General features: G+C 50.9%; 25 protein-coding genes. 1 reads left to right on the top strand and 24 read right to left on the bottom strand.

Going from position 1 to position 23,581, the window contains the following annotated elements; genetic code table 11:
* Positions 1 to 16 precede the first annotated feature (16 nt).
* From KKH67_13950 to KKH67_13905, 10 genes are all read right to left on the bottom strand, one after another.
* On the bottom strand, positions 17 to 1,120 hold the full coding sequence (locus KKH67_13950) for a glycosyltransferase family 4 protein (protein ID MBU1320283.1): 1,104 nt from the start codon (positions 1,118 to 1,120) through the stop codon (positions 17 to 19).
* A complete protein-coding gene (locus KKH67_13945; protein MBU1320282.1) occupies positions 1,117 to 1,863 on the bottom strand; it encodes a glycosyltransferase family 2 protein in 747 nt (248 codons plus the stop codon). Before KKH67_13945 ends, KKH67_13950 begins: the two co-directional genes overlap by 4 nt.
* Position 1,864: 1 nt before the next feature.
* Positions 1,865 to 3,001 carry a glycosyltransferase family 9 protein gene (locus tag KKH67_13940; protein MBU1320281.1) on the bottom strand — a complete coding sequence of 379 codons (1,137 nt, stop codon included), beginning with the start codon at positions 2,999 to 3,001 and terminating at the stop codon, positions 1,865 to 1,867.
* Entirely contained in the window at positions 2,970 to 4,862 is a 1,893-nt protein-coding gene (locus KKH67_13935) for an ABC transporter ATP-binding protein/permease (protein ID MBU1320280.1), read from the bottom strand. The genes KKH67_13940 and KKH67_13935 overlap by 32 nt, the downstream gene beginning before the upstream one ends.
* 128 nt (positions 4,863 to 4,990) lie before the next feature.
* Positions 4,991 to 5,743, bottom strand: a complete 753-nt coding sequence (locus KKH67_13930; GenBank protein ID MBU1320279.1) for a hypothetical protein — start codon at positions 5,741 to 5,743, stop codon at positions 4,991 to 4,993.
* A 4-nt stretch (positions 5,744 to 5,747) separates the two neighbouring features.
* Complete coding sequence (locus KKH67_13925; protein MBU1320278.1) at positions 5,748 to 6,374, bottom strand: site-2 protease family protein; 627 nt, start codon at positions 6,372 to 6,374, stop codon at positions 5,748 to 5,750.
* 62 nt (positions 6,375 to 6,436) lie between these two features.
* Positions 6,437 to 7,066, bottom strand: a complete 630-nt coding sequence (locus tag KKH67_13920) for a DNA-3-methyladenine glycosylase (protein ID MBU1320277.1) — start codon at positions 7,064 to 7,066, stop codon at positions 6,437 to 6,439.
* The gene (locus KKH67_13915) at positions 7,032 to 7,862 is read right to left on the bottom strand and encodes a histidinol-phosphatase HisJ family protein (protein ID MBU1320276.1); all 831 of its coding nucleotides are present in this window, start codon (positions 7,860 to 7,862) and stop codon (positions 7,032 to 7,034) included. Before KKH67_13915 ends, KKH67_13920 begins: the two co-directional genes overlap by 35 nt.
* Positions 7,862 to 8,503: an MBL fold metallo-hydrolase gene (locus KKH67_13910; protein MBU1320275.1), complete on the bottom strand. Its 642-nt coding sequence runs from the start codon at positions 8,501 to 8,503 to the stop codon at positions 7,862 to 7,864. The genes KKH67_13915 and KKH67_13910 overlap by 1 nt, the downstream gene beginning before the upstream one ends.
* A gap of 45 nt (positions 8,504 to 8,548) precedes the next feature.
* A complete protein-coding gene (locus KKH67_13905; GenBank protein ID MBU1320274.1) occupies positions 8,549 to 9,385 on the bottom strand; it encodes an alpha/beta hydrolase in 837 nt (278 codons plus the stop codon).
* A 111-nt stretch (positions 9,386 to 9,496) separates the two neighbouring features.
* Between KKH67_13905 and dnaG the strand changes: the two genes are divergently transcribed.
* A complete protein-coding gene (gene dnaG / locus KKH67_13900; protein MBU1320273.1) occupies positions 9,497 to 11,254 on the top strand; it encodes a DNA primase in 1,758 nt (585 codons plus the stop codon).
* 48 nt (positions 11,255 to 11,302) lie between these two features.
* On the opposite strand, the gene KKH67_13895 is transcribed toward dnaG, so the two are convergent.
* The 14 genes from KKH67_13895 to KKH67_13830 all read right to left on the bottom strand — a co-directional run bounded on the left by KKH67_13895 (position 11,303) and on the right by KKH67_13830 (position 23,575).
* The gene (locus tag KKH67_13895) at positions 11,303 to 11,959 is read right to left on the bottom strand and encodes a CvpA family protein (protein ID MBU1320272.1); all 657 of its coding nucleotides are present in this window, start codon (positions 11,957 to 11,959) and stop codon (positions 11,303 to 11,305) included.
* Between the two features lie 53 nt (positions 11,960 to 12,012).
* Positions 12,013 to 12,456, bottom strand: coding sequence for a GatB/YqeY domain-containing protein (locus KKH67_13890; GenBank protein MBU1320271.1), 444 nt, complete (start codon positions 12,454 to 12,456; stop codon positions 12,013 to 12,015).
* An 11-nt stretch (positions 12,457 to 12,467) separates the two neighbouring features.
* Complete coding sequence (gene rpsU, locus KKH67_13885; protein ID MBU1320270.1) at positions 12,468 to 12,677, bottom strand: 30S ribosomal protein S21; 210 nt, start codon at positions 12,675 to 12,677, stop codon at positions 12,468 to 12,470.
* 373 nt (positions 12,678 to 13,050) lie between these two features.
* On the bottom strand, positions 13,051 to 13,521 hold the full coding sequence (locus tag KKH67_13880; GenBank protein ID MBU1320269.1) for a 23S rRNA (pseudouridine(1915)-N(3))-methyltransferase RlmH: 471 nt from the start codon (positions 13,519 to 13,521) through the stop codon (positions 13,051 to 13,053).
* Positions 13,521 to 13,919 carry a secondary thiamine-phosphate synthase enzyme YjbQ gene (locus tag KKH67_13875; GenBank protein ID MBU1320268.1) on the bottom strand — a complete coding sequence of 133 codons (399 nt, stop codon included), beginning with the start codon at positions 13,917 to 13,919 and terminating at the stop codon, positions 13,521 to 13,523. Before KKH67_13875 ends, KKH67_13880 begins: the two co-directional genes overlap by 1 nt.
* Entirely contained in the window at positions 13,916 to 14,836 is a 921-nt protein-coding gene (gene ftsY / locus KKH67_13870) for a signal recognition particle-docking protein FtsY (protein MBU1320267.1), read from the bottom strand. Before ftsY ends, KKH67_13875 begins: the two co-directional genes overlap by 4 nt.
* A complete protein-coding gene (gene smc, locus KKH67_13865) occupies positions 14,833 to 18,441 on the bottom strand; it encodes a chromosome segregation protein SMC (GenBank protein MBU1320266.1) in 3,609 nt (1,202 codons plus the stop codon). Before smc ends, ftsY begins: the two co-directional genes overlap by 4 nt.
* A 10-nt stretch (positions 18,442 to 18,451) precedes the next feature.
* The gene (locus KKH67_13860) at positions 18,452 to 19,009 is read right to left on the bottom strand and encodes a hypothetical protein (GenBank protein MBU1320265.1); all 558 of its coding nucleotides are present in this window, start codon (positions 19,007 to 19,009) and stop codon (positions 18,452 to 18,454) included.
* The gene (locus tag KKH67_13855) at positions 18,996 to 20,012 is read right to left on the bottom strand and encodes a helix-turn-helix domain-containing protein (protein ID MBU1320264.1); all 1,017 of its coding nucleotides are present in this window, start codon (positions 20,010 to 20,012) and stop codon (positions 18,996 to 18,998) included. Before KKH67_13855 ends, KKH67_13860 begins: the two co-directional genes overlap by 14 nt.
* Before the next feature lie 3 nt (positions 20,013 to 20,015).
* Entirely contained in the window at positions 20,016 to 20,663 is a 648-nt protein-coding gene (maf, locus tag KKH67_13850; protein MBU1320263.1) for a septum formation protein Maf, read from the bottom strand.
* Positions 20,660 to 21,103 carry a D-tyrosyl-tRNA(Tyr) deacylase gene (gene dtd, locus KKH67_13845; GenBank protein MBU1320262.1) on the bottom strand — a complete coding sequence of 148 codons (444 nt, stop codon included), beginning with the start codon at positions 21,101 to 21,103 and terminating at the stop codon, positions 20,660 to 20,662. Before dtd ends, maf begins: the two co-directional genes overlap by 4 nt.
* Before the next feature lie 477 nt (positions 21,104 to 21,580).
* Positions 21,581 to 22,453 carry a DUF3108 domain-containing protein gene (locus tag KKH67_13840; protein ID MBU1320261.1) on the bottom strand — a complete coding sequence of 291 codons (873 nt, stop codon included), beginning with the start codon at positions 22,451 to 22,453 and terminating at the stop codon, positions 21,581 to 21,583.
* On the bottom strand, positions 22,437 to 22,922 hold the full coding sequence (locus KKH67_13835; protein MBU1320260.1) for a low molecular weight protein arginine phosphatase: 486 nt from the start codon (positions 22,920 to 22,922) through the stop codon (positions 22,437 to 22,439). Before KKH67_13835 ends, KKH67_13840 begins: the two co-directional genes overlap by 17 nt.
* Complete coding sequence (locus tag KKH67_13830; GenBank protein ID MBU1320259.1) at positions 22,919 to 23,575, bottom strand: L-threonylcarbamoyladenylate synthase; 657 nt, start codon at positions 23,573 to 23,575, stop codon at positions 22,919 to 22,921. The genes KKH67_13835 and KKH67_13830 overlap by 4 nt, the downstream gene beginning before the upstream one ends.
* Positions 23,576 to 23,581: the final 6 nt, after the last annotated feature.

The following is a 23,581-nucleotide window of genomic DNA, read 5'->3' as shown; positions in this document are numbered from 1 at the left end:
TAAATCAGTCCTCCAACTATGTCGCCAATTGAGCTATCCGATTATATTGGCGCACGACTTCTGAGCAAACGCTATCCATATCATATACATCGATACATTCGGCAAAAGCTTTCGTCACTCTGCGGCGTCTCTCGCCATCTTCAACAAGTGCTTTCAGAATCTGAAACAGTCTCTCATCCCCATCTACCGGAAAAAGAAACCCGTTCTGACCGTCGCGAATGATATCCCGGGGGCCGCCACAGTCTGATGCCACCAGCGCGCAGCCACACGCGCCTGCCTCGATCAACGACGTCCCGAGCCCCTCAGAACGAGAGGAAAGGCAGTAGATGTCAAGCAGACTGTAGAATTCCGGCATATCATCTACCTGCCCGAGAAGAAAGACCTTCTCCTCCAGTTCAATAAATCGTGTGAGCATTTCGAGTTCAGAGCGTCCCTCGCCTTCCCCTGCCACTAATAGTACAAAATCATCGCGCTCGTAAGAAAGTTTCGCTGCTGCGTTAATTAATGTCGCGACATCCTTATTACTATCGAGAGCGCACGCTGTACCTATATAGATCTTATCTCGCGGTATCGAATGTTTCTCACTGAATTCAACCGTGGAAACCGGCCTGAAATACTTAAGGTCCACACCACTTGGGATACGGGTGACCCGCCTGTCGGACACGCCCCAATCCAGCAATTCCTGCTCCACCGCTGATGATACCGCAATAAAGAGATCAATGTTTGAAGTAGTGTATTTGAAACGCGACATCATTGTCTTTGATTTACCGCTGACCACTCTGCGAGTCACCAGCAATTTGAGGTCGGAACTAATGAATTTGAGCGTAAGTGCCAGATTGTGGCCGTGTGAATCATGGGCATGCAACAGCTTGTAACCGAGCTCGTTGCATATCCTGCGCAATCGCATACCTTCACCAACGATGTCAAATCCGCTGTACTGCACGGGAAATATGGCGACTCCGATCTCGGTCAGTCGCCGCTCGAGTTCGCCTCCTGCTGCGACAACGCATCCGCATCTTATGTCGTTCTGCCTGAGATATCTGATGAGATTATATGATTGACGCTGACCGCCGCGAAAATTCATGCCAAGATCGAGGTGCAAGATCGAGTATTCGCTCATGATCCGCTCCCGGTAAGTACATAACGATACTTCAGAAACTGCCCTATTGCCGTCAGTACAGCGATCCACAATCCAGTCACACCATCTGCAAACCCCCTCTGAATTATGAACTTCTTGAAGAACCAGACGGGAGGGTTGAACATCATCTTAAGCGCCGCGAGCTTGCCTCCACGGTCGCGGTACTTTTGCGATCCGAGGCGGGCATAATCATCGAGCTTCGCAGAGAAGCTCTTCATATCGGGATAGCTGTAATGCAGCAGCCATCCGGCAAGGTGGGCAGTATTGCCGTCGACTCGGACACTCTCATGCAACACATCGTCGGTAAACTTCCCGTCACTCTTTCTGAAGAGTCTGAGCACACGGTCGGGATACCAACCGGAATGAAAGACCCAGCTCCCGCAAAAATTCGTGACTCTCGGCAGATAGTATCCCCCCAGCGCGGCACTCGAATCCATCACTTCTTGAATCATTTGCGCCAGTTTGTGGCTTACGACTTCGTCCGCATCTATCGACAGAATGTACTCGGTGACTGCCAGATCGGACACAGCCTGCTTCGCCAGCCCGAAACCGCGCCATTCGTTCAGGCGCACATCGGCACCGAGATCCGCGGCTATCTCCCGCGTGCGATCTGTCGAGCCGCTGTCAGATACTATCACAGGACCAAGGTGGCGCACACTGTGTATGCATCTGGCAATATTCCGTTCTTCATCTCTGGCTATGATTACCGATGTTACTCTGCTCATCTTAGGACATCGCTTCCGATTTCTCTTCAGCCACAAGGCTGCAGAACGCCTCGAAAACAGGTTCCACGTCCAAATACTCCACCCTATAGAAATCGGGGGAGTTTATCGCTCTCACGCACGGATTGAATGGCCTCCAGACGGCAAAATTGTCCATGTTGCCGGGATAAATAGCGAGCGTCGGCAGATTGACACAGCTTGCAATGTGGCCAATCGATGTATCCGGCGTAATGAGATAATCGAGATGTTTGAGCAATCCCGCAATCTCTCTTATCGAAAAACCTTCAGGGATCGGATATATCCTCTTCATATGTACGCTCATTACTTTTTCAATCTTCCATCTCTCGCTCGGAGCGGCAGTCAGCACAAATCCGGCATTCTCGAATCCGGAGTATAGCATTCCGATCAGCTCAACGTACTTCTCAACGGGCCAGGTTCGCGCCGGACGCCCTGCCGACAGGTTGATCCCTATTACCGTATCATGATTAGATTTGATCGGTTCAAGGAAACTCCTGCCCTTACGCTCGTCTTCGTCGATGAGGTACATCTTCGGAACCAGGTTGCAGTCATCGAGACGAATCCCGAAGAGATTGAGCAGAGTCGCAGTCGATTCAATGATATGAGGTCCGTGTCTGACATCCTGATCGACAGTCAGATCGAAGAATCCAGCGAGGCGTGATTTTCCCGCGCCAAGCTTGAACGCACCGGGACCGATTAATGACAGAAGAATCGTCGCTGTCACCGACTCTCCGAACGTCATGTCGACTATCGCGTCATGTTTCCGCCTGCGCATCTCGAATATTCGTCTCAGATCAGCCAACGGCTCCTTTCTATAGAACAGGATTCTCGATATGTTAGGATCGTGTTCAATAATCATATTGTTGTCTCGTCCGCATAAAACGTCGATCTCGATATTCGGAAAGAACCGCTTCAGATTGTGAAAAATCGGTAGAGATATAATCATATCCCCAAGTTTGTCGTGTCTGACAAAGAGAACGCGCCTCAACTTGCGCGGATCGAACTTCCCGCGCTTCCTGCGCACACCCCCCAATGCAACAAACCAAACAAGTACCATCCACTTGAAGTAGATTTCAATGTTCTTCAGAAACCTACCTGTGGCGTTCTTCGGATCTAATCCCACCGTTATTCACCTTGAACTGAAGATTGTAGAGTCGCTGATACAATCCACTGATGTTGACCAGTTCTTCATGTGTGCCGCTTTGAATCAGCCTTCCATCACCGAGCACCAGTATCTTGTCGGCGTGCAGAATAGTCGACAGCCTGTGCGCTATCACCAGTACAGTCCTGTCGACCATCAGGCGGTCGATAGCTTCCTGTACGAGTTGCTCAGACTCGGTATCGAGAGCCGAAGTCGCCTCATCGAATATCAGAATCTGCGGGCTTCTCAGAATCGCACGCGCAATAGCTATTCGCTGTCGCTGCCCCCCGGAAAGCATAACCCCCCGGTTCCCGATTGGAGTCTCATACTCATTCTCGAAAGACGATATGAAATCGTGAGCATTGGCAATTTCAGCAGCCTTTACAACACCGTCTTTACTCACCTTATCGAGTCCATAAGCGATATTAGCGTACACTGAATCATTGAATAGCATCGTTTCCTGTGTGACGATACCAAATAGAGCACGCAAAGAGTTGATGTCGAGATCACGCAGATCAGTACCATCGATAGTAATCCTGCCTTTAGTCGGATCGTAGAATCTAGGCAGCAGATCTAGCAGAGTAGATTTCCCGGCGCCTGAAGGTCCCACAACAGCAACGATCTCCCCCTGCTTGACATTGAAATCAATCTGCCTCAGCACTTCTCCGCCGGTATCGTACTCAAACGAGACAGACTCGTACCGAATCTCGTGTTTGAACGAGTCAATCTTCTTAGCATTCGGCTTGTCAATGACCTTTACGGGAGTGTCGAGCACATCAAAGATGCGGTCAGCCGCAGCCAACCCCTCTTGCACCCTGACATGCAGAGTAGACAGAGACTTCGCCGGGGCGATGATCGAGAACATCGCAAGCACGTACAGCATGAAGTCTTCCGGCTTCAGAAGCGATTCGCCAAGCACCTGCCTGCCACCATACCAGAGGATCACCACACCAGCAAGTGTCCCCAGGAATTCGTTGACCGGACTTGACAGCAAACGCATCCGAGAGATTTTCAGAAGCGCACGAAAATACTGCTCTGTTACAGACATGAACTTCGCGATCTCAAATGTCGCAGCTCCGAATGCCTTGACAACTCGCATGTTAGACACGTTCTCTTCAAGTACTGAGTTAACATCAGCCATCCGTGCCTGTGCGCGTGCTGATACGCGCCGGAGCGCTTTCCCGATCAGATAAATCAGGTAGAAACTGACCGGAAGAACCACCAAAGTGACAATAGTGAGCTTCCAGGACAAGATCGTCATGAATCCGATAAATATCAGTATCAGCAATGGCTCGCGGATTATTCTGTTAAATCCCTGGTCGAGTGATTCACGCAACACGTTCACATCATTTGTGACACGTGAAAGAAGTTCCCCTGTCCGCGCACCGTGGAAGTAGCTCAGCGACAGCCTCTGAAACTTGATGAACAGGTCATCGCGCAAATTCTTGATGAACCTCTGCTCCACATATGCCATCAGATAGCCCTGAAGATAGAAGAACAGCGCTTTTGCCACCGCTATAGTGACCACAACAATGCAGAGATTCTTGAGCGTCAGAAGGGGTGTAGCATCAACGATAAGGCTGTCGATAAATCCCTGCAAGCCAACCTTTACGCTTTCCACAAGACCGGTGACATTATTTGCAAATCCATTCGCGGATTGGCTGATTTCCGGCATGTTCTCAGTAGATTCAACGCCGGCCACGAACAGCGTCCTGAGCAGAGGTCCGATCATCCATATCAGAGCTCCCGAAAGCAGAGCGAACATCACCATACAGAATGCGGATAACGAAACGTGCTTCCAGTATGGAGATACTTGCCTTATGACACGCCTTAGAGTCGGCATCCAATCCTCATTGTCGATTCAAGACAAAAGTCAGGCTGCTGCCTGACACTATCGCTGTACAAGTGTATATTATGGGAGCCTGTTTGTCAACCATAGTGAAGGCAGGCCAAAATCACGCAAAAGCAGAGTCACTTAAACTCGAAATAATCAATCCGGTCCCAGCCGTCTGTGTCCGGCATCTGAAACTTGATTTCAGGAACAGAGCAGAACTTCTGCTCGATGAACTTCAGCTTGATCTCCGTCCCTGATGCGCTATTCGTGACTTTGAGTTGATTGATCTGATAGAATGGGAATTCGCGCTTGACCTTGAAGAGCTTCACTTCGATCTCGATCGGATCCGAGAGGCTTCGATAGATGATCTGCCTGAGATGGTTCTTGCCGACCGACAACTCTTGATGCCACATTCCGCATAGATCGCCGAATGATTCTACTGAACCGGCACAAAGAAGATCTCCGGCGAGAATCCCCCGCACTCGCTTCAGCACATACTCGTACCTCGACAGATCAGGTTCTGTCATTCCGACCAGTGCACCATCGAAGTATTGTTTCTCCCCCGGAAGCAGGAGTGTCAGATCAGTGGCGCTGAGCAACCCCTTGAAACTCCCCTTTCCGAGAAAACCGCCGGTGAAGAAAGATGTCGTATCATGTCTGTGGTACATTTCAACATTGAATCTCTTCGTCAGCTCCGGGGATCGTATCGTCATCTGCACAAACTGAGCTGAAGTCTTCTCTGACGCCTCGATCCTGTGATCCTCCACCAATCGGATTTCGCTCTGCTCGATCTTCGAGGCATCATAAACAATCCTCGTAGCCGCACAGCCCAGGAAAACCAACATCCCCATCAGCAAAGCAGCAATGCAAATTCTGAGCAGTGCCGTCATAGGACTAAATGCCGGTAAAGAGTCTGAAGAAGAAGCTAACAAATGGACCAATTATCAACCAAATTGCAGAAACGCCAGTTACAAAGCCTATGCCTATCAGCACCATCAACCCGACCGGACCGATTCTTTCGAGTTGTATGACTATATGCTCATATCTCTCCGGCAGTATCCCGAACAATACTTTTGAGCCATCAAGCGGCGGTAGGGGAATCATGTTGAAGAAAGCAAGAGCGCAGTTGATGATGACTGCATATTGCACAAAATCTGAAATTATCGCAGCCAACTGAGGATCGCTCACAAAATATGGAAATATCCTGTATAGGAGTCCAAAGCCGAACGCCAGAATCATATTCGAGATCGGCCCGGCTGCTGCTGACCATAGAATTCCCTTCTTATAATCTCTAAAATATTGCGGAGCCACAGGCACGGGTTTCGCCCATCCGAACCTGAATCCGGAGAGGACGAAAACAAGTGCTCCCATGATATCGATGTGTGGAACAGGGTTCAGCGTGAGTCTTCCAGCGTTCCTGGCTGTGGGATCACCAAACTTGTATGCGATGTACCCATGTGCGAATTCATGCACCGTCAGTGAGAATAAGAATATCGGTATCGCCATCAGCGCGTGAATCATCTCTGGACTCATATCTTCATCTCCCGCTTATATTCTAACGCATCCCACTGCGAATGTTTCGTCTATTCGCGATTCTCAGAATCCCACTTCGATACAAAACGATTGCCCTCAATGAAAAACCGCCACTGTCTCTCGGTCCCTTCCTTGATACCGATGCGGCCCGATGATGCGATATTGAACTCCCCGACATCACCATTCGATATGTAGAGCTGATTGCTGGTCAGATCAATGCCGGAAAGCGACGTGTCGATGCCGAGCGCATCACAGAGCTTCCCGGGACCGTTGGTAAGGTCGGCGACACGGTCTTTTCCGCGAAGTTCTCTCATCTTCTCGAGTCCCGATACCGGTTCGAGCGCTCTGATCAACACAGCTGCGGGGAAAGCACTCTTCTCAGTGACAACATTTAACATGTTGTACATACCGTAAACAAAGTAGACATAGGAGAATCCACCCTCGCAGTACATGACTCTATTCCGATTGGTCAGCCCGAATCTGGCATGACATGCGGGATCATCCTCGCCAATGTAGGCCTCCACCTCAACGATCGTGCCTCTGAGTTGCTCGCCGTCGATGACGCGCGTCAGATACTTACCGAGCAAGTCCTGCGCCACCTCAAGTGTCGGCCTCGCATAGTATTCACGAGGCAGCGGCGCAAGTTTATCCCTCGTCCATGTCGGCGATATTGGTTTCATATACTATTATCTCAGCATTCTCGAAGTCAAGTGCGAGCTGCTCCGGGCAGTGTGCATCGGAACCGAGGTGACGTATCAGCACTCCCGCCTTCCGTGCAAGATTGAGCAAAGCCATAGACGGGTAATACTCAGAGTGACCGTGCCGCAACGCCGATGTATTGACTTCGATTGCCATCGCATTGTCCGCAATCATCTGCAGACTCTCCGGAATGAAATCATAGTCGACGCGCATCGCTTCTGCGAGCTTCTCCATAGGAGCACAACGCCTGTAGTAATCGAGATGCGCGATGCAATCAAACACCTTATACGTAGTCACCAGCTTGACAAGATCGTAATATTTCTCCAGCAGCACCGGCACAGGGTATTTAGCATATAATTCACCCGCTTCCTGCTTGTTGGAAAGATCGAAATCATCGACTCGGTGAACGCCGGCGAGTACGTATTCGAAGACTGAATCTTCGAAAAGCTTCAGGAATGTCTGATCCAGTTCCGGGTAGAAATCTATCTCGACCCCGCACTTCACCATCAGACCAAGTTCATAGTACTTCTGCCTCGCCTCGGTCACAGCCTCCGCGTATCTCTTGACAGCATCAATATTGGTGGGGACTCGCTGACCATCGACAACCATTTCGCATTCTCCCGGGTACTTCTTGTTGGTGTCCACATGCGTCGTGAAAATGATTTCATGCAGCCCGATAGAAAGCGCTTTATGGCAGTATTCTTCGATTGATCCTTTGGAATCTATGGAAAAATCGGGATGAACGTGCGCGTCAGTTTGCGGAAAGCAGAATCCCATCAGAAAGCTCCTGTCAGGAATGGGTTTGATATCCGTTCGTTTCCGACTGTCGTTACGGGACCGTGCCCGGGATACAGTAGAGTATCATCCGGCAGTGACAGAATTCTCTCCCTGATAGAGGTCAGAAGCTGCTGAAACGACCCTCCCGGCAAATCGACTCGACCGACAGATCCGCAGAACACAAGATCACCGACGATCGCAAGGCCAGCTGTCGCAATTGTTACGCTCCCTCTGGTGTGCCCGGGGGTGTGGAAGACATCCAGCGCCACACGACCAAAATGTATCTTATCTCCGGCTTCCAGAAGACGATCGGCTGGCTTAAGATCAAGCCTGATTCCGAAATCTGCGGAGAGATTCTTCTCAGCAAAAGTCAGCATATCGGCATCGAGTCTGCCTATTGCCACAGGAATTGAGAGTTCGTCGCGGAGTATGTCCACGGCACCAATATGATCGCCGTGTCCGTGAGTCAGGACTATCGATTCCGGAATGATCCCGTTGTTCTGCATGAATGACACAATTCTCTCCGGCTCATCTCCCGGATCGACTATAATGCCTTTCATTGTCTCCGGATCGTGGACAATAATGCAGTTGACCTCTAGCATGCCGACTGTCACAACTGCAATTTCAGGCTGAATCTCCATCCTACTCCTTGACCTCACTTTGCACACTCATGACGTTTGAATTCGCTACTGTGAACTCTCCCCTCTGGCAGACGGTATCCGTCTCTGCATGAAATCCAGCACCACCTGATTGAAATCCGCGGGCTTCTCCTCATTCGGCAGATGTCCTGCTTCCGGAAGCAGTATGAGCCTTGAATCCGGGATCAGGTCAGCCAGCATCCGGGCGGAGTCAATTGAGAACAACTGATCGCGTTCTCCCCAAACAATCAAAGTCTGTTGCTCAATCCGATGTATCTCTCTCAACTTGAATGCCCTGTTGGCTCGAAGGTTCCGCACGCCGGCAATTAGTGAGGAGAAACTCTTCAATTGCCTTGCGTAAGCCTGATAATCATCCTTCGACTCTTCATCGACATCGATAGCCATCCGAGCATGGCTGCCCAACCTGAACCTAATCGTCGTCACAAGCGCAGCCAAATGCCCCAGAACAGGAATCGCAAAGATTCGCTGCGGCGACTTGACATCCAGATCCAGACCTGCCGAATCGACCAGAATCAGCCGATCGACAAGACAGGGATAGTCGAGCGCCGTCCGCATTGCAAGTGCCCCACCCATCGAACAGCCGCCGAGAGTGATCTTATCAAGGCCGAGTTCCTTGCAGAAGCGGTGAATCAAGTCCGCCTGGCTGCTGAGACTGTAGTCAAATGATATCGGTTTGTCGGACAAACCGTGGCCGGGAAGATCCGGACAGATTACATGATACAGCTTGGAGAGCACCGGGATGTTGTGTCGGAAACTGTAGCTTGAGTAGGTGAAGCCATGGAGCAGCAGCAATGGCTCGCCCCTGCCGGCAGACCTGTAGGCTATTCTAATTCCATCAATGTTAACACACTCAGTTTGAGTCATTTCGACAATTTACACCGGAACCCGCTAAGTGCAACCAAAATCGGCGACCGGAGTGACTCGCTATCTTCGCAGTTGATTGACACTCGGCACCGGATCGCCTATATTCACATCATGGCAGCATTCTATCCGGATCACATTATCGATCAGGTTCGGCAGTCGTCAGATATAATCGACGTGCTGTCCCAATTTCTGTCTCTTAAGAAACGAGGGCGCAACTACATCTGCCTCTGTCCGTTTCATCACGAGAAAACTCCGTCATTCTCTGTATCACAGGACAAGCAGATATACCACTGCTTCGGATGCGGAAAAGGCGGCAATGTCATGACGTTTCTGATGGAGCATGAGCAGATGTCATTTCCGGAGGCTGTCAAGTTCCTCGCCAAGCGCGCCGGCATTCCACTCCCTGAGCCGAAGCGTGATCCCAAAGAAATGGAAAGATTCTCACGACTCTATTACGCAAATGAGCAGGCGGCCGGATTCTACCACAAGTCTCTCTATGAATCGGATGACGGCAGGAAGGTCCTCGACTACATTCGTGAAAAGCGCGGTATGACTGACGAGACTATTCAGGAATTCCAACTCGGTTTTGCGCCTGAGGGCTGGGAGAATCTAATCGCATACGCCCGAGAGAAGAAGATCACGACTCAGGAACTATATGATGCCGGTCTACTGGTGAAACGTGAGTCTGGCGACGGGTTCTACGATCGGTTCCGGCAGCGACTCATGTTTCCCATCTTCGATTTGTCACGAAGAGTAATTGGGTTCGGGGCACGCGCACTTGCAGCAAAGGACAATGTGAAATATCTGAATTCTCCCGATTCGCCGCTCTACAACAAGAGTCGTGTCCTTTACGGACTAAGCCATTCGCGGGCAGATATAAGAGATAGTCGCGAGGCTCTGGTTGTCGAAGGCTATATGGATTACCTGTCGCTATATCAGGCTGACATTCGGACAGCGGTTGCCGTATCGGGAACATCATTTACTCGCGATCACGCCCTGCTGCTAAAAAGGTACGCTGATTCTGTCAGTCTGCTGTTCGACTCGGATGCGGCTGGGCAAAGTGCCGCCGAAAGATGCGCCGAACATTTCTTCGCAGTGGGAATCGATGTGCGCGTTGTGGCTCTCCCGGAAGGGGACGATCCCGATTCCTTCGTCAGAGAAGCCGGAGCGACAGAGCTGAAACGAGTAATCTCGGAAGCTGCCAGCTATTTCAGATTTGTCAGAGAGTCTGCTCATCCTCCGTTCGCGGAGCGCAATCGTGCAGGCCAGCAGATGCTCGTAAAATCGCAGCTTCGACTCGTGAGCATGGCCCCCGACGAAATAGCGAGAGCCCTCATGCTTAAAGAGCTTTCCGAGCTCTATGACATCTCCGTCGATTTGCTCACTAAGGGCGTATCTCCCGAAGCTACGAAACCTGAGAAACCTTTCCAACCCAGGTACACTGCAATCGCAAACCGCCCTGAGCTCGAGAGAAATGTTCTGAGACTTATACTCACCCATCCCAGCCTCTTCCAGGATTCATCGAACGGTTTGCAGGAGAAGTTGTTCAGTTCCCCGGAGCACAGAGAGATATTCAACATCGCAACAAGACTTCATGCAGAGAATCGCGAAGCCGATTTCGCGAGCGTGGTTGACAGCGCGACCGATGAGCATACCCGCTCCACACTTACGGGACTGTTAGCGGTCGAGGCGGAATCCGGCGACTGGGAATTGGCATTTCAGGAATACATGCAGAAATTGAAGCAGGCATACAGAGACGATCGCATCAGGCAACTTACAGCTCAACTTCACGAGGCAAGAAGCACCGGTGATACAGACGAATCCGATGCTCTGATAAATGAGATAAACCGGCTGCGAGGTGACAACTAACCTGTCAGCCCGGCCCAGCTCTCTCTATAAGGCGCAACAGACCCACCCCTAAGGCAGATCATCCCGGCCAAGATACCTGTCGAGATTGTTAAGTGCTTTGTCGATTCTTTCTCTCTGCGCGTACCTTTTCGACGCATCTGAGTAAGCCTTCTTGTGGTTCAGAGTAAGAACCGCTTCGGTCTCACCGATAGACTGCTCTACTTTCTCGATGAACGTACCACTCCTCGGATGCAGTGGACTCGACCCATCGAAAATCAGCGGGAGAGTCCTCATCATCGGTTCGGTCAGGATAGAGCTGTCGACAGCTCTATAGAATGCACCCGGCATAGGGAGAATGGTGACCAAAAAGAGAAGCAGTCCGAGCAGTATCCAACCCCTGACTGCGCCCATCACCGCTCCGCCCACCTTGTCCTTCTTTCCAAGCTTATGCACGTCTCCCACCTTGTAGAAGACCAGCCCTGCCAGCTTAAACAAGCCGTAGAGTACCGCCAAAAGCACGACAAATGAGACCACGGCTATGATCATCGGCGATGCGTCGATGTGTCTTGCGACTTCGAGCGCAAGAAAATCCATGTTGTTGACTGTTACGATGACTCCGAGGACCAGCGCGAAGAAACCCATCAATTCCCTCACGAGTCCCCGCTTTGAACCTATCGCCATCGTAATCAAAAGGAGTGTAATTAGGGCGATGTCGAACCAATTCATACACGGCCTCCCTGCTCTTATCATGTTCCGGCCGGAATCGACCGGAGAGGAAATCAAGACAGTCTGCCCTGGACTATCTCTTTAACCAGTTTGCCGTCGGCAAGTCCCTTCACCTTCGGCATAACAGCCTTCATAACCATGCTAAAACTCGAATCTCCCGAGACATCAAGCTCAGCGATCACCTCATCAACGAGGCGCTCGACCTCCGCCCGTTCGAGTTGCTTCGGAAGATAGCAGAGAGCGATCTCCAACTCGCCCTTCTCTTGCTGGACAAGATCGTCCCTGCCTGCCTTCTCGTACTGCTCTATCGAATCCCGATGCTTCTTGGCAGTCGAGGACAGGACAGCAATCACGTCCTCATCAGTCAAACCTGCATGCTTCTCTATTTCACGATACTTGATTGCAGACTTAAGACCACGGAGTGCAGTCACGCGACCGCTCTCCTTCGCCTTCATAGCTACTACCAAGTCCGAGTTAATCTTCTCCAGGATGCTCATGCGAATACCGATTAGTATCTACCTACTCGCCTTGACTTTCCTTTGGAACGGCGCGCTTTTCTCTTGGCCGCATTTACTTTGCGTTTCTTTCGATCCGACGGCTTCTCAAAATGCTGGTGCTTCTTGATGTCCGACAGAATTCCACTCTTCTCACAGAATTTGTTGAAACGTCTCAGTGCTTTTTCAAATGACTCATCATCACGAACCCTGACACCGGTCAAATACCTCGACCTCCCTTCCAAATCCAAAAAGGGCATTAAGTTACATACATCTTACCGAATTTAAATATACTCGGCACAACGCAACTGTCAAGCAAAAGTTTCCAAAAAGGCGAGTATTCAAGTCAACATTGCAGGAATTGCCAAAATGGATTACCAAGACTTCGCTCCCCGGATCTCCTCCATTGGGATTGTTGAAAAACCCCAAACGCTGTCATTGCGAGCGAAACGTGGCAATCTCATTATCTCACTATTGCATTGATTGACATAGAGATCGCTACGTCGCTCCGCTCCTCGCGATGACGACCTTCTGCGGTCCGTGACTTTTTCAACAAGCCCCATTGCCGGGAGCTTGCAAATCCAATTCTTACAACTGCTATTTATGATAGGGGAAGTTGTTCATGATCGACAGAGCCCTGTAAATCTGCTCCGCGACGACTATCTTCGCAAGATCATGTGGGAAAGTAAGATACGACAATGACATCTTCTCGTCCGCTCGATCGAGCACCGTGCAGTGCAGACCGTGAGGACCTCCGATGATTAGATCGAATGCAGAAAACCGCTGATATAGAGTTTCGAAATGCTTACAGAGCTCAATTGACGACCGATGCTTCCCTTTCCGGTCCAGAGCAATCTTGTGGGTGGATGCGGATAGCAGCTTCAGGATTCGCTCCCCTTCCTGTCTCAGCGAGTTCTCTATTCCGGCCGATTCAATGATCTTCTGCTCCTTGACAGATATCTCCTCAAGTTTGGCAAAAGGCACAATCAGCTTCCGGTAATGCTCAAATGCCTCTTCTCGCCACCCCTTGGGGGTCTTTCCAACGCAGATGATCCTGAACTTAACCATCAGTGGCCGTTCACTTGCAGGATGATCCTGCGTGTCCTGGGGCCGTCAAATTCACAGAAGAAGACACCCTGCCAAGTTCCAAGCAGTATATCCCCTCCCGACACCAGCAGATGCTCTGATGAACCGATAAGACTCGCCTTGATATGCGCGGCAGAGTTTCCCTCACTGTGACGGTAATCGTCAGTGAATGGTATAACTCTGTTCAGGATCATCAGAATATCGCGTTTGACTGTCGGATCGGCATTCTCATTTATCGTGACGGCGGCAGTCGTATGCGGTACAAATACAGTGCAGAAACCCTCGCCTACTCCTGAGCCCCTGACGAATTTCCTGATTTGCAGAGTGATATCGACAAGCTGAGTGCGGTCGGAAGTACTTATGCCGACAGTCTCAATCATGCAAACAGCGCCTCGACGAAATCCTTCGGCGAGAACTCGTCCAAATCATCCATCTGCTCTCCGAGTCCCACAAACTTCACGGGAACCTTGAACTCGTCAGCTATGGCAATCACTATTCCCCCCTTGGCTGTACCGTCGAGCTTCGTTAGGAGAAGACCGGTCAATACGAGTGCATCATCAAAGACTTTCACCTGCTGCATGCCATTCTGCCCTGTGGTGGCATCTATCGCCAGAAGTGTTTCATGCGGAGCTGCAGCGTCAGCCTTGGCCACAACACGCTTAATCTTCTTCAGTTCTTCCATCAGATTGACTTTAGTGTGAAGGCGGCCGGCAGTATCGATGATCACAACATCGATATTGCGCGATTTCGCCGCCTGCACGGCGTCGAAAGCGACTGCTGCGCTGTCGGCACCGGGAGTCGATCTGACGAATTCGCAGCCTACACGGGTCGCCCAGATTTCGAGCTGCTCTATCGCTGCCGCTCTGAACGTGTCGCACGCTGCAACCATAACAGACTTGCCACTCTCCTTGAATGTGTGTGCGAGCTTTGCAATCGATGTCGTCTTGCCGGTCCCGTTGACACCGACAACCATTATCACAAGTGGCTTTGCAGGATTATCGAAGAAACTCTCGCGGTGATTATCTGATCTCAATATTTGAGCCATTTCAGCCTTCAGAAGGTCGACTACGTTTTCAGTCTCCTTCTCGCCGAGTTCCTTGACTCTCTCTTTGAGCCCTTCAATTATTTTCTCAGTCGCGCTGATCCCAACGTCTGACTTTATCAATGCTTCTTCGAGGTCTTCCAGGAGAGCCTCATCAACCTTTGTGTGCAGCCCGACGACAGATTTGACACGGCCGATCAGGTTGTCCTTCGTTTTGGACAACCCGCTTTTCAGCTTAGAAAACGAGAACTTCATGATTCTATCTCGACAGCCTCTTCAGTCTCAGGTGCACTTGCGGTGGTTGTCGATTGACCGAGGAGCTTGTCAACGTCAGCATCGCTACTGAGATTGACACTGACAATCTGGGAGACACCTGGGTGCTTCATTGTCACACCATACAGAACGTCAGCTGCCTCCATAGTGAGTTTGTTGTGGGTAATGATGAGAAACTGCGTGTTCTCAGAAAAGCGGCTTATCATCTTCAGGAATCTCTTGATATTTGAGTCATCTAACGGAGCATCGACCTCGTCGAGAATGCAGAACGGAGAAGGCTTCACAAGGTAGAGCGAGAACAGAAGCGAAATTGATGTTAGAGCGCGCTCACCACCGGACAACTGCTGTATTGACAGAATCTTCTTCCCTCTGGGTCGGGCTTTGATGATTATATTGGCCTCCAGTGGATCGACTCCCTCTTCGAGATAGACATCTGCCTCTCCACCCTCAAAGAGATCCTGGAACACTTCCCGGAAATTGCCCCGTACCTCTTCAAGAGTCTCGATAAACAGTCGCTTTGCAGTGCTGTTGATCTTCGTGATCGTCGATCTCAGATCTTCTTTTGCAGTTTCCAGGTCCTGGACCTGCTCCGACAAGAATTCAAACCGCTTGTTCTGTTCATCGTATTCATCAATGGCGAGCATGTTGACCGGTCCGAGGCTGCTCAGACGATCGCGAAGCCCGTAGAGTTCGTCGGTCATTTCAGATCGCTGCTCGTCAGTAAGCTTCACCTTCAGCGAACTTGTCGACGGATCGAATTCATAGTGTTCAATCGAGTCTTCTACCAGGTTTCCCTTTCGAGAGTGAATTGCTGACATTCCGAGATCGAGCTCGTGAATCATCTCAGTCGACTTCGAGGACTCCTGACGAAGCTCCTTCAATTCCTTGTCGATCTCGCTCATCGAACAATCCACTTCCGAGATCGCCGAGCTGATCGCAACAGCCTCTCTTCTCTTCTCCTCTTCGACGATGTATTCTTTCTTGAGGTCTGCTTCATGGTCCCGGGTCAGTCTCTTGCTCTCCGATGCAGTTCGCAGATGCTCCGACTGCTGAGATTCCCTCAACTTGATCGTATCCAGAACATCCTTTCCGAGCTCATCAAGGCGCGTCTGATTCGACCTCAACGTATCGAGCCTCCCTTCCAGTCCGACAAGCTCCATCCTGAGGCGATTGTTGTCTTTCTCACAGGTCGCGTATTCCTGCTCCGCGGCGGCGACCTCCTCCGCTGCCACAGTCAGATCGGATTCCATCTCCGCCTTCTGAGCCAGCATGGCCTCAAGCTCCTGAGTCAGTTGTCCCTTGTCACGAGAAATGACATCGAGTGAGCCAGCCAGTGAGGAGCGCACACGCTCTTTTTCCGTCTTGCCATTCGAAAGTGTTGTGATTTCATACTTGAGGTTAGAATTCTTGATGCTCAATCCTGTTAGGCGCTGCTGAATCTCAGCGATGCCGTGTTCCAGAGACGACATCTCGGCGATCAGATCATTGCGCTTTCCGGCAGCTTCAACTTTGTCGTGATTAACCCGAGCAATTATGTCGATCAAGTCCTGTCGTTCCGACGCCAAAGCTTGGCAATCGCCCTTCCTGCCAACAAGGACAATCTCGTGCGATCCGACAGCCCGCACTCTACCGCCTGCAGCAACAACTTCCCCCTCGGCAGTCCAGAGCGTCAACTGCGGATTATTTACTGCCTGCGAGAAATCGCCATCTCCGACAAGGCAGTGATCGTCAAACAGAAAGTCGAACACTTGAGAGAGATCGTCATCACCTCCGACGAGCGCTCGTATCGGCTTGAATCCATCAGGTATTTTGCCGCTCACAGAATTGGACAAATCGGAAACGCGGCTCTTGACGATAAGACCGACCCTGCCGAGTTTCTCCGACCGGACTCTCTCAAGAACAGCATTGGCCGCCACTTCATCTTCCACGACGAAGTATCCGGCGTATTCGCCCAGAACCGCCTGAATGAGGGGAGAATTCTCGTGGTCAGTCTCGATCAGATTCGCAACCGTGTCGAGAAGGCCGGGTATTTCATCCTTGAGCTGCCCAATCGCCGCTGTGCCCTCATTATAGCCATCATACTCGGCGATGACTTTCTCCAGAAACTCCATGCGAGTCACGGCTTTCTCAAGCCTGCCAACCAATTCGCGTTTCCGCGCCTCCAGATTCTCTACGTCTTCGCCCAGAATCCTGGCGGAATTGTCCAGCGTCGTAATCTTGTCTTTGTGAGACGCAAGCAGTTGCTCAAAATCTTCAGCCTCAGACTCTCCAGCCGATAGTTCCGATGATATCCGCTCCAGCTCCTTGCTGAGCCTTTCAATCTCGCCATTCATTTCCGTCAGTTTATCGCTATCCGCGCTGTATCGCAGATCGAGGCTCAGCTGGTTTTCGCGCCTGCCGGCAAGAGTGACCGCCAGATCGTTAAGACAAGACTGTTTTTTCTCGACGTGTTCGCGCAAAGACGTGCATTCGCTCAGCTTGGCATGCAGATCGTCCTCAACCGCCGCGAGTTTCGCATTTAGCGAATCAATTTGACCGCCACACTCAGATTGCTTCTGAGTATTCTCTGCGATTTCGTCTTCAAGAGAATCTTGACGCTTGAGAAGGCTCTCGACCTCGTTGCCCGCTCGCGTATACGATTCTGCGGCATTGCGCTCTTTCTCCTTCAGCACGGAGATCTCATTCTCGAGCTTGTGGCATCTGTCGATGGCGGCTTCGAGTTCAGCCTGGACTTCTCTCGACCTTCTCTCGAATTCTGTCCGCTCTAGTGCGATCTTCTCGCGTTTCAACTCACTCTCTCTCTGCCTGCCGATATTCGCTTCGGCTTCAATCCTTTTCTGCGCCATCTGCTTTGCCAGATCTGCGCGCTTCTCTTCGAGAGCATTCCATTCTGCCGAACTCAGCGAGATGCCTATGCGCTTGATTTCTTCCCCAAGAGTCCTGTGCCTCTCCGCTTTCGAAACTTGCCTTCTGAGAGCCGAAACTTGCGCCTCAACCTCGGCCAGGACATCCTGAAGCCGCAGAAGATCTGCTTCTGTCGATTCTAGCTTGCGAAGCGCCTGTCGTTTGCGCTGCTTATACTTGGTGATGCCCGCAGCTTCCTCGAACAGGAATCTCCTGTCCTCGGTCTTATCCGAAAGGAGCACATCGACCATGCTCTGCTCGATGACAGAGTAGGCGCCCGGCGCAACACCCGTATCGAGAAACATCTCCGTGATGTCTTTCAGGCGACATGGTGTACGATTTATCAGGAATTCCGAATCACCGGATCGATACAATCTGCGAGTAATGCTGATTTCATCGTAACCGGACGGAATCGAGTGATCGTGATTATCGAAAGTTAGTGATACCTCGGCCATGCCCTGCGGCTTATAGTCTCTGGTGCCTGCGAATATGATCTCTTCCAGTCTCGCCCCCCTCAGAACAGACATCCGCGATTCACCCAGCACCCATCTAATCGCATCGAGGAGATTGGTTTTGCCACAGCCGTTAGGCCCTACAATACTGGCTATACCGCGATTAAATACAAGGTCTGTCTTCTCAGGAAACGATTTAAAACCGAGAAGTTGTAGCTTTGATAGGAACATACCGCCTCTCTCAGTTTGCAACTCTTGTTCGTATTGACGCGAGCACATTTAGCAGGCATCGAAAGTCTTCAATCTGATTGCCGGATTCTCGTGACTTGACCTCGAGATTGTGAATTGGAGGTCCCCAGTTGCCGTACAGCCCCACTCTCAGCGGCGCTCCGGAAACGGCGCTGATAGCAGCATTAAACGGACTCTTGTTGAAGTCGAGATCAATCACTAATCCGCCCTTGAGATTTCGAATCCTGTCGAAAAAGCTTTTGTTCGGGAAACCGTACCACAGCATCTCCATCCGGTGAGGAGCGAAACTTCTGAATCCTTCCCTGCGAGCAAGATCCCTGACACCATCATCCGGCATCGACACGAGGCAGATTTCGCACCCAGGAAATGCCGTCGCAAAGACAGACGCATCCCTCAGAATCTCGCTGCGGATAGCACTATCGAACGGCAGCAAGACAAGCACGCGCCCCTCGGCCTTGATCTGGCTGCCGACATCAATCAAGGATGCGACAACGCTTCGCTTCATTCGGCTGACTTTGAAATTCTGAAGTGCTGTCTTAACGTTGATCATAATGTAATTGCGTCGAGTCTATGAACGCTTCCCAATTATCCTTGGTGATGAGGAGCTTCACAGAATTTCTCCCCTGTTCATGAAACGAAGTAATTGGTTTCATGGGGTGGGTGTATATCTTGCCCGTGATAAATTCCCACCTGCCGAGAGTTATGTCGAGCTCTGTCGCCGCACGAAAAAGATTCTGTTTTCCGGGCTGAAAGAAACTCGAAAACACTATATTGCTGTCAGCAATGACGCTCGCCCAACTCTCCTGAGTCGAGATAAGTGTGACCTCAAGACTGTCGGGATACATCTGTACCGGACCGACGTAGAACGAATCATCAGTGCTCGGAGGCAATCCATCATCCACAATGTCTATTCCCGCATCAGCATCGTCCCCATGGATTGCTGCAGGCATGTCTGTGGAATGCTCGCTATCCGATGCACCGGATTCAGTCTTGTCGCTCGATATGCTGATGTAAACAACTACCATGAGAAGGCTGAACACGATTGCGGCAATTATGATAAAGTACCTTACGATGTCCTTCTTTGCGGCTCCGGCATTCGCCTCGACGCCATTTGCATCAGCACTATCCGACGCGGCAGTTTCCGATCCATCATCGGCTGAGTCTGCGGGAAGAAATTTGGGACCCTTCGGTTTCTCCCGGGTCGGCTTATCTGATGCGGCACGTTTCTTGTCCTTTGCTTTGTCTGCAGCCGCAGTCTCGGCCTTCCGAAATTTCTTTCCGGATGAATTCTTCGTATCACCGGCTGCAAAAGTGCCGGCTCTTATTTTCGCATACTCCAGGCCCAGCGCCTCGGCATACGATTTCGTAAATAGCTCGCAGTAAAGCTCACCGGGGAAGCCTTCCTTGCTGTCCTCCTCGATAGCCTTCAGATACTTCACATTTATCTTCGTGCGTTCCGAGATGTCCTCAAGCGAAATCTCCTGCCGTTCGCGCTCATTCCTGAGCAGTTTGCCGACAGTCAGCATTTCGCCATCATTTTCAAACTCTATCATGAATCAGACCTGATGCCTTTTCAGTCCTTCCAGTAATTCGACGAATAAATACGCCGGAAACCCAATGATATTATCAAGATGACCAGTGTACTTATCAACTAAAAACTTTCCCATCCCCTGTATTCCATAGGCTCCAGCCTTGTCGTCCGGCTCGCCCGTTGCGACATAGTCGAGTATCGCAGCTTCGGAAACATCGCGGAATGTCACACGGCTGTCTGATGTTCCGCATTCCTCCAAAGAACGGTCAACATCTCTGACTACCATGCTCGTATGGACATAATGATCTTTTCCAGCAAGACGCTTCAGATGAGAGATGGCATCAGCGCGATCGATAGGCTTGAAAAGGACTCTGGAATCGAGCACCACAATTGTATCCGCAGCAATCACTATTCCGCTGTTAACCCCCTTGCAGCCCTCGGCGGCTTTGTGTTTTGTCATCGCAAGAGAACGTGCAACCGGATCACTCTCCGGCACATCCGGCTCGAATTCGTCTTCACTGTTCGGTGTGAACTGACTGAACTCGATTCCGAGCCGTTTCAGGATTTCCCGACGGCGCGGCGATCGCGACGCCAGCCTGACCGGCCTGTTGTCGAGAAGTGACGCTATTCGATTTATCAGTTCGTCAGAGTAAGTAATCGTGAAATCAGTCATTCCTTGCTGTCCAAAACGATAGTAACCGGCCCCCAGTTCTCGAGATCGATACTCATCTTAGCCCCAAACACGCCCGTCTCGACTTTAACACCCTCCGCCCTGCAGAGTTCGACAAATCGGTCGCACAGTTTTTCAGCCTGCACCGGCTCCAAAGCATCGGTGAAACTCGGGCGGCGTCCTTTGCGGCAATCGGCCTGCAGAGTGAATTGGGAGACCACGAGGACGTCATATTCGAGATTGAGACAGGAGAGATTCATCTTCCCCTCCTCATCCTCGAATATCCTGAGATTCATGCACTTGTCGGCAAGGAATCGTACGTCATCCTCGGTGTCATCGTGCCCCGCACCGACCAGAAGCAACAGCCCTTTGGCTATCTGCCCGACGACCCGATCGTCAACGGTCACCGATGCCCTGTTAACACGCTGCAAAACCACTTTCATAGCGGTGTATATAGGGTCAGGAAAGCGATTAGTCAACAAAATATGGCAGGTTGGCAGCCTCAGATACCTATACAACGCACAACTCCGTCTTACCGATGAAAATCGGTATCCAGTGTACAGGCCCAAGGCCTGTCATCCCCGTGAAGACGGGGAGCAGACAAGTAGGGTGGAACGCGTTCCACCGCCTTCGCTATATTCATCGTTCCTACGCGCACGAATCTATCTTCAGCCACCTCGACAGAATATTCGGCTCCTGCCCACAGAGGAGAATCGGTCATGACTGCGAAGAGAAATATCCCGCCCACATCCATAAACGCGCTACAGAAGAATTGGTGGAACATGTTCCACCCTACACGACTATTCTCCATCTCTGCGCAACAAAGAAACAAGCAGGATCGCTCCGTCACGCTTGGCGTGACTTCGGATCGCTGCCCTACGACCAAGAGATCTCAAAACCACAGGGGTTTTGAACTACAACTAATCCAGCAGCTCGCCTATTCTGAAGTCTATCAATTCGGCGGTGATTGAGCCGACGAGTACTTTCGATTTCATGAGGACCGGCATCTTCAGCCTGTCGTCGGTCAGCCAGACCGCAAGTTCGCCTTCATGCTTGAACAACCCGGCAGACTTGAGCAGCGGCTCGACCTTGAGGCATGTGAACTTGCCGGCACCGACTTCGATCTCCTCGCGCTTGTGCACGATCACATCAAGATCGTAACACTTACGGTCAGAATAATTGAGGACAGCTATTGTGTCGCCAACATGGAGATCAAGTGTGCGGACATAGTAGAGGCTCGACAAAACATCCTGCGCATAAGTCTCGATCATCGTCGTGTCATTTTCTTCGTAGACTATATCGCGAAACTGATCGAACACCTGAACAACATCAGACTTGAATCCCCCCTCGCGCAGGTGCTTTTCGAATCGCCATGTGAACAATCCGTAGGCGTCCACCCATGTTTCGCCATGATCGCGGACTTTGTAGAAGCTATCGAAGAACTTATAAGACGTCGCGTTCGAGCTAATCATGTAGCAAAGGCGGCCATTGTGCTCGAACAGCGAATCGACCTGCAGAGTCGAAGTTCCCGCCTTGAGAAACCCGTAGCCGAGCTCGAATGTTAGATGTTCTCCAACTCCGAATGAATCATGGTACAGATCGCGGAAAATCGAATCGGGCTGCAGCGAATCGTATTCGACATCGAGCGGCCGACAAGTGTCGGCGACATCCGCGAGAAGCTCCGCTTCTTTCTGCTGTGCTTCGAGGTAGGTCGCATAGATCAGGCATGCCACAACAATGCAGCCGATGAAAACTATTCTGTCCCAGCGCGATATTTCAGCGAAGTTTCTCATCAATCCTCTGCTTTATAGCGGGCCATATGCGCACAAGTTCCGCTTTGATTTCACTGTATGTCTTCTGATACATCTCAAAATCAGACCCAACCGGGTCATCTACAGAGAGTTCCGGGGAAGGTTCGGAGTCAGGAAATGCCTTCAGCATGAACACCTTACCATCAGCCTTTGGATACATTGATATGACCCCGAACAGATGCTCATATGCCATGGTAAGGATCAGATCGGACCCCTCAATCAGTTCCGGTGTCAGTGCCAGTGAATGATGATGCGATATGTCGACGCCATCTTTCGCCGCAGCGGCAGTAGAATTGAGCGATACCGGATAACCATCAAGAGTGCCGGTGCCGGTCGATATCACTTCGGCAGCTTCGATATTATCGCTATCAATCATCGACTGCAGAATTCCGTGCGCCATCGGCGATCTGCAAGTGTTACCGGTGCAGACGAACATAATCACATAGCTCATACGACTCTCCAGGCAACTGTCTTTCGCCATACTCGTTCGATTTCAGAAAACTCGATCGCACCCTCCCTGAGTATCTGGAGTTTTCTTTCGGCAATACTGATAACCGTGGATGGAACAGCGTCCTTTTTTATTGTCGGATCGAATATAAAGAGTTCAATATCGCCCGCCAACCAATTTGTGAGCGTTCCGGGATCGATTGACGGCACCATTCCATGCACATTGGCGCTGGTCGCAGTTAGATAATGAAATGACATCGAAACAAGTTCTCTTAGGAACGGGTGAGATGAGCATCTAAGCCCGACATCCCCGGATTCGCTCACAACGCCATACCATTCCGGCCGGTCAGTCTTTGCGACTAATGTCAGAGGACCAGGCCAGAAGCGGTTGAGAAATGTCTGCATGCCTAACGGAGCGTTTTCGACCAGGACGGATGCATGCTCCCAGTTTCTCACAAAAACCGCTGTGGGAATCGACCCGTCACGCTTCTTAATTCGATTCAGGGCTTTCATCGCTGTGACCTTTTCAGAGTTGCAGCAGAGACAGTATTGCGTCTCGGTTGGAATGAGAATTACCTTGCCAGCGATAATTTGGTCAAGTGCCTCTTCCTTCAGCAACCTCATATCGGTATTGCTATCAAGCGTAAATATCGTCACAGTATC

It is taken from the genome of Candidatus Zixiibacteriota bacterium (assembly GCA_018820315.1).
Lineage (GTDB): Bacteria > Zixibacteria > MSB-5A5 > JAABVY01 > JAHJOQ01 > JAHJOQ01.
The sequence above is the reverse complement of the archived record's forward strand: the minus strand, read 5'-3'. Positions and strand labels throughout refer to the sequence as shown.

What these genes read in the sequence shown, in the direction of transcription:
- KKH67_13920 (MBU1320277.1), bottom strand. Translation starts at nt 7,066, where the DNA reads ATGAAACCAATATCGCCGACATGGACGAGGGATAAACTTGCGCCGCTG.
- KKH67_13875 (MBU1320268.1), bottom strand. Translation starts at nt 13,919, where the DNA reads ATGATTGAGACTGTCGGCATAAGTACTTCCGACCGCACTCAGCTTGTC.
- KKH67_13895 (MBU1320272.1), bottom strand. Translation starts at nt 11,959, where the DNA reads ATGAATTGGTTCGACATCGCCCTAATTACACTCCTTTTGATTACGATG.
- KKH67_13835 (MBU1320260.1), bottom strand. Translation starts at nt 22,922, where the DNA reads ATGAGCTATGTGATTATGTTCGTCTGCACCGGTAACACTTGCAGATCG.
- KKH67_13855 (MBU1320264.1), bottom strand. Translation starts at nt 20,012, where the DNA reads ATGATAGAGTTTGAAAATGATGGCGAAATGCTGACTGTCGGCAAACTG.
- KKH67_13905 (MBU1320274.1), bottom strand. Translation starts at nt 9,385, where the DNA reads ATGACTCAAACTGAGTGTGTTAACATTGATGGAATTAGAATAGCCTAC.
- KKH67_13915 (MBU1320276.1), bottom strand. Translation starts at nt 7,862, where the DNA reads ATGGGATTCTGCTTTCCGCAAACTGACGCGCACGTTCATCCCGATTTT.
- KKH67_13930 (MBU1320279.1), bottom strand. Translation starts at nt 5,743, where the DNA reads ATGACGGCACTGCTCAGAATTTGCATTGCTGCTTTGCTGATGGGGATG.
- ftsY (MBU1320267.1), bottom strand. Translation starts at nt 14,836, where the DNA reads ATGAAGTTCTCGTTTTCTAAGCTGAAAAGCGGGTTGTCCAAAACGAAG.
- KKH67_13935 (MBU1320280.1), bottom strand. Translation starts at nt 4,862, where the DNA reads ATGCCGACTCTAAGGCGTGTCATAAGGCAAGTATCTCCATACTGGAAG.
- KKH67_13925 (MBU1320278.1), bottom strand. Translation starts at nt 6,374, where the DNA reads ATGATTCACGCGCTGATGGCGATACCGATATTCTTATTCTCACTGACG.
- KKH67_13860 (MBU1320265.1), bottom strand. Translation starts at nt 19,009, where the DNA reads ATGATCAACGTTAAGACAGCACTTCAGAATTTCAAAGTCAGCCGAATG.
- KKH67_13950 (MBU1320283.1), bottom strand. Translation starts at nt 1,120, where the DNA reads ATGAGCGAATACTCGATCTTGCACCTCGATCTTGGCATGAATTTTCGC.
- KKH67_13910 (MBU1320275.1), bottom strand. Translation starts at nt 8,503, where the DNA reads ATGGAGATTCAGCCTGAAATTGCAGTTGTGACAGTCGGCATGCTAGAG.
- KKH67_13840 (MBU1320261.1), bottom strand. Translation starts at nt 22,453, where the DNA reads ATGAGAAACTTCGCTGAAATATCGCGCTGGGACAGAATAGTTTTCATC.
- KKH67_13890 (MBU1320271.1), bottom strand. Translation starts at nt 12,456, where the DNA reads ATGAGCATCCTGGAGAAGATTAACTCGGACTTGGTAGTAGCTATGAAG.
- maf (MBU1320263.1), bottom strand. Translation starts at nt 20,663, where the DNA reads ATGACTGATTTCACGATTACTTACTCTGACGAACTGATAAATCGAATA.
- dtd (MBU1320262.1), bottom strand. Translation starts at nt 21,103, where the DNA reads ATGAAAGTGGTTTTGCAGCGTGTTAACAGGGCATCGGTGACCGTTGAC.
- KKH67_13880 (MBU1320269.1), bottom strand. Translation starts at nt 13,521, where the DNA reads ATGGTTAAGTTCAGGATCATCTGCGTTGGAAAGACCCCCAAGGGGTGG.
- smc (MBU1320266.1), bottom strand. Translation starts at nt 18,441, where the DNA reads ATGTTCCTATCAAAGCTACAACTTCTCGGTTTTAAATCGTTTCCTGAG.
- dnaG (MBU1320273.1), top strand. Translation starts at nt 9,497, where the DNA reads ATGGCAGCATTCTATCCGGATCACATTATCGATCAGGTTCGGCAGTCG.
- KKH67_13945 (MBU1320282.1), bottom strand. Translation starts at nt 1,863, where the DNA reads ATGAGCAGAGTAACATCGGTAATCATAGCCAGAGATGAAGAACGGAAT.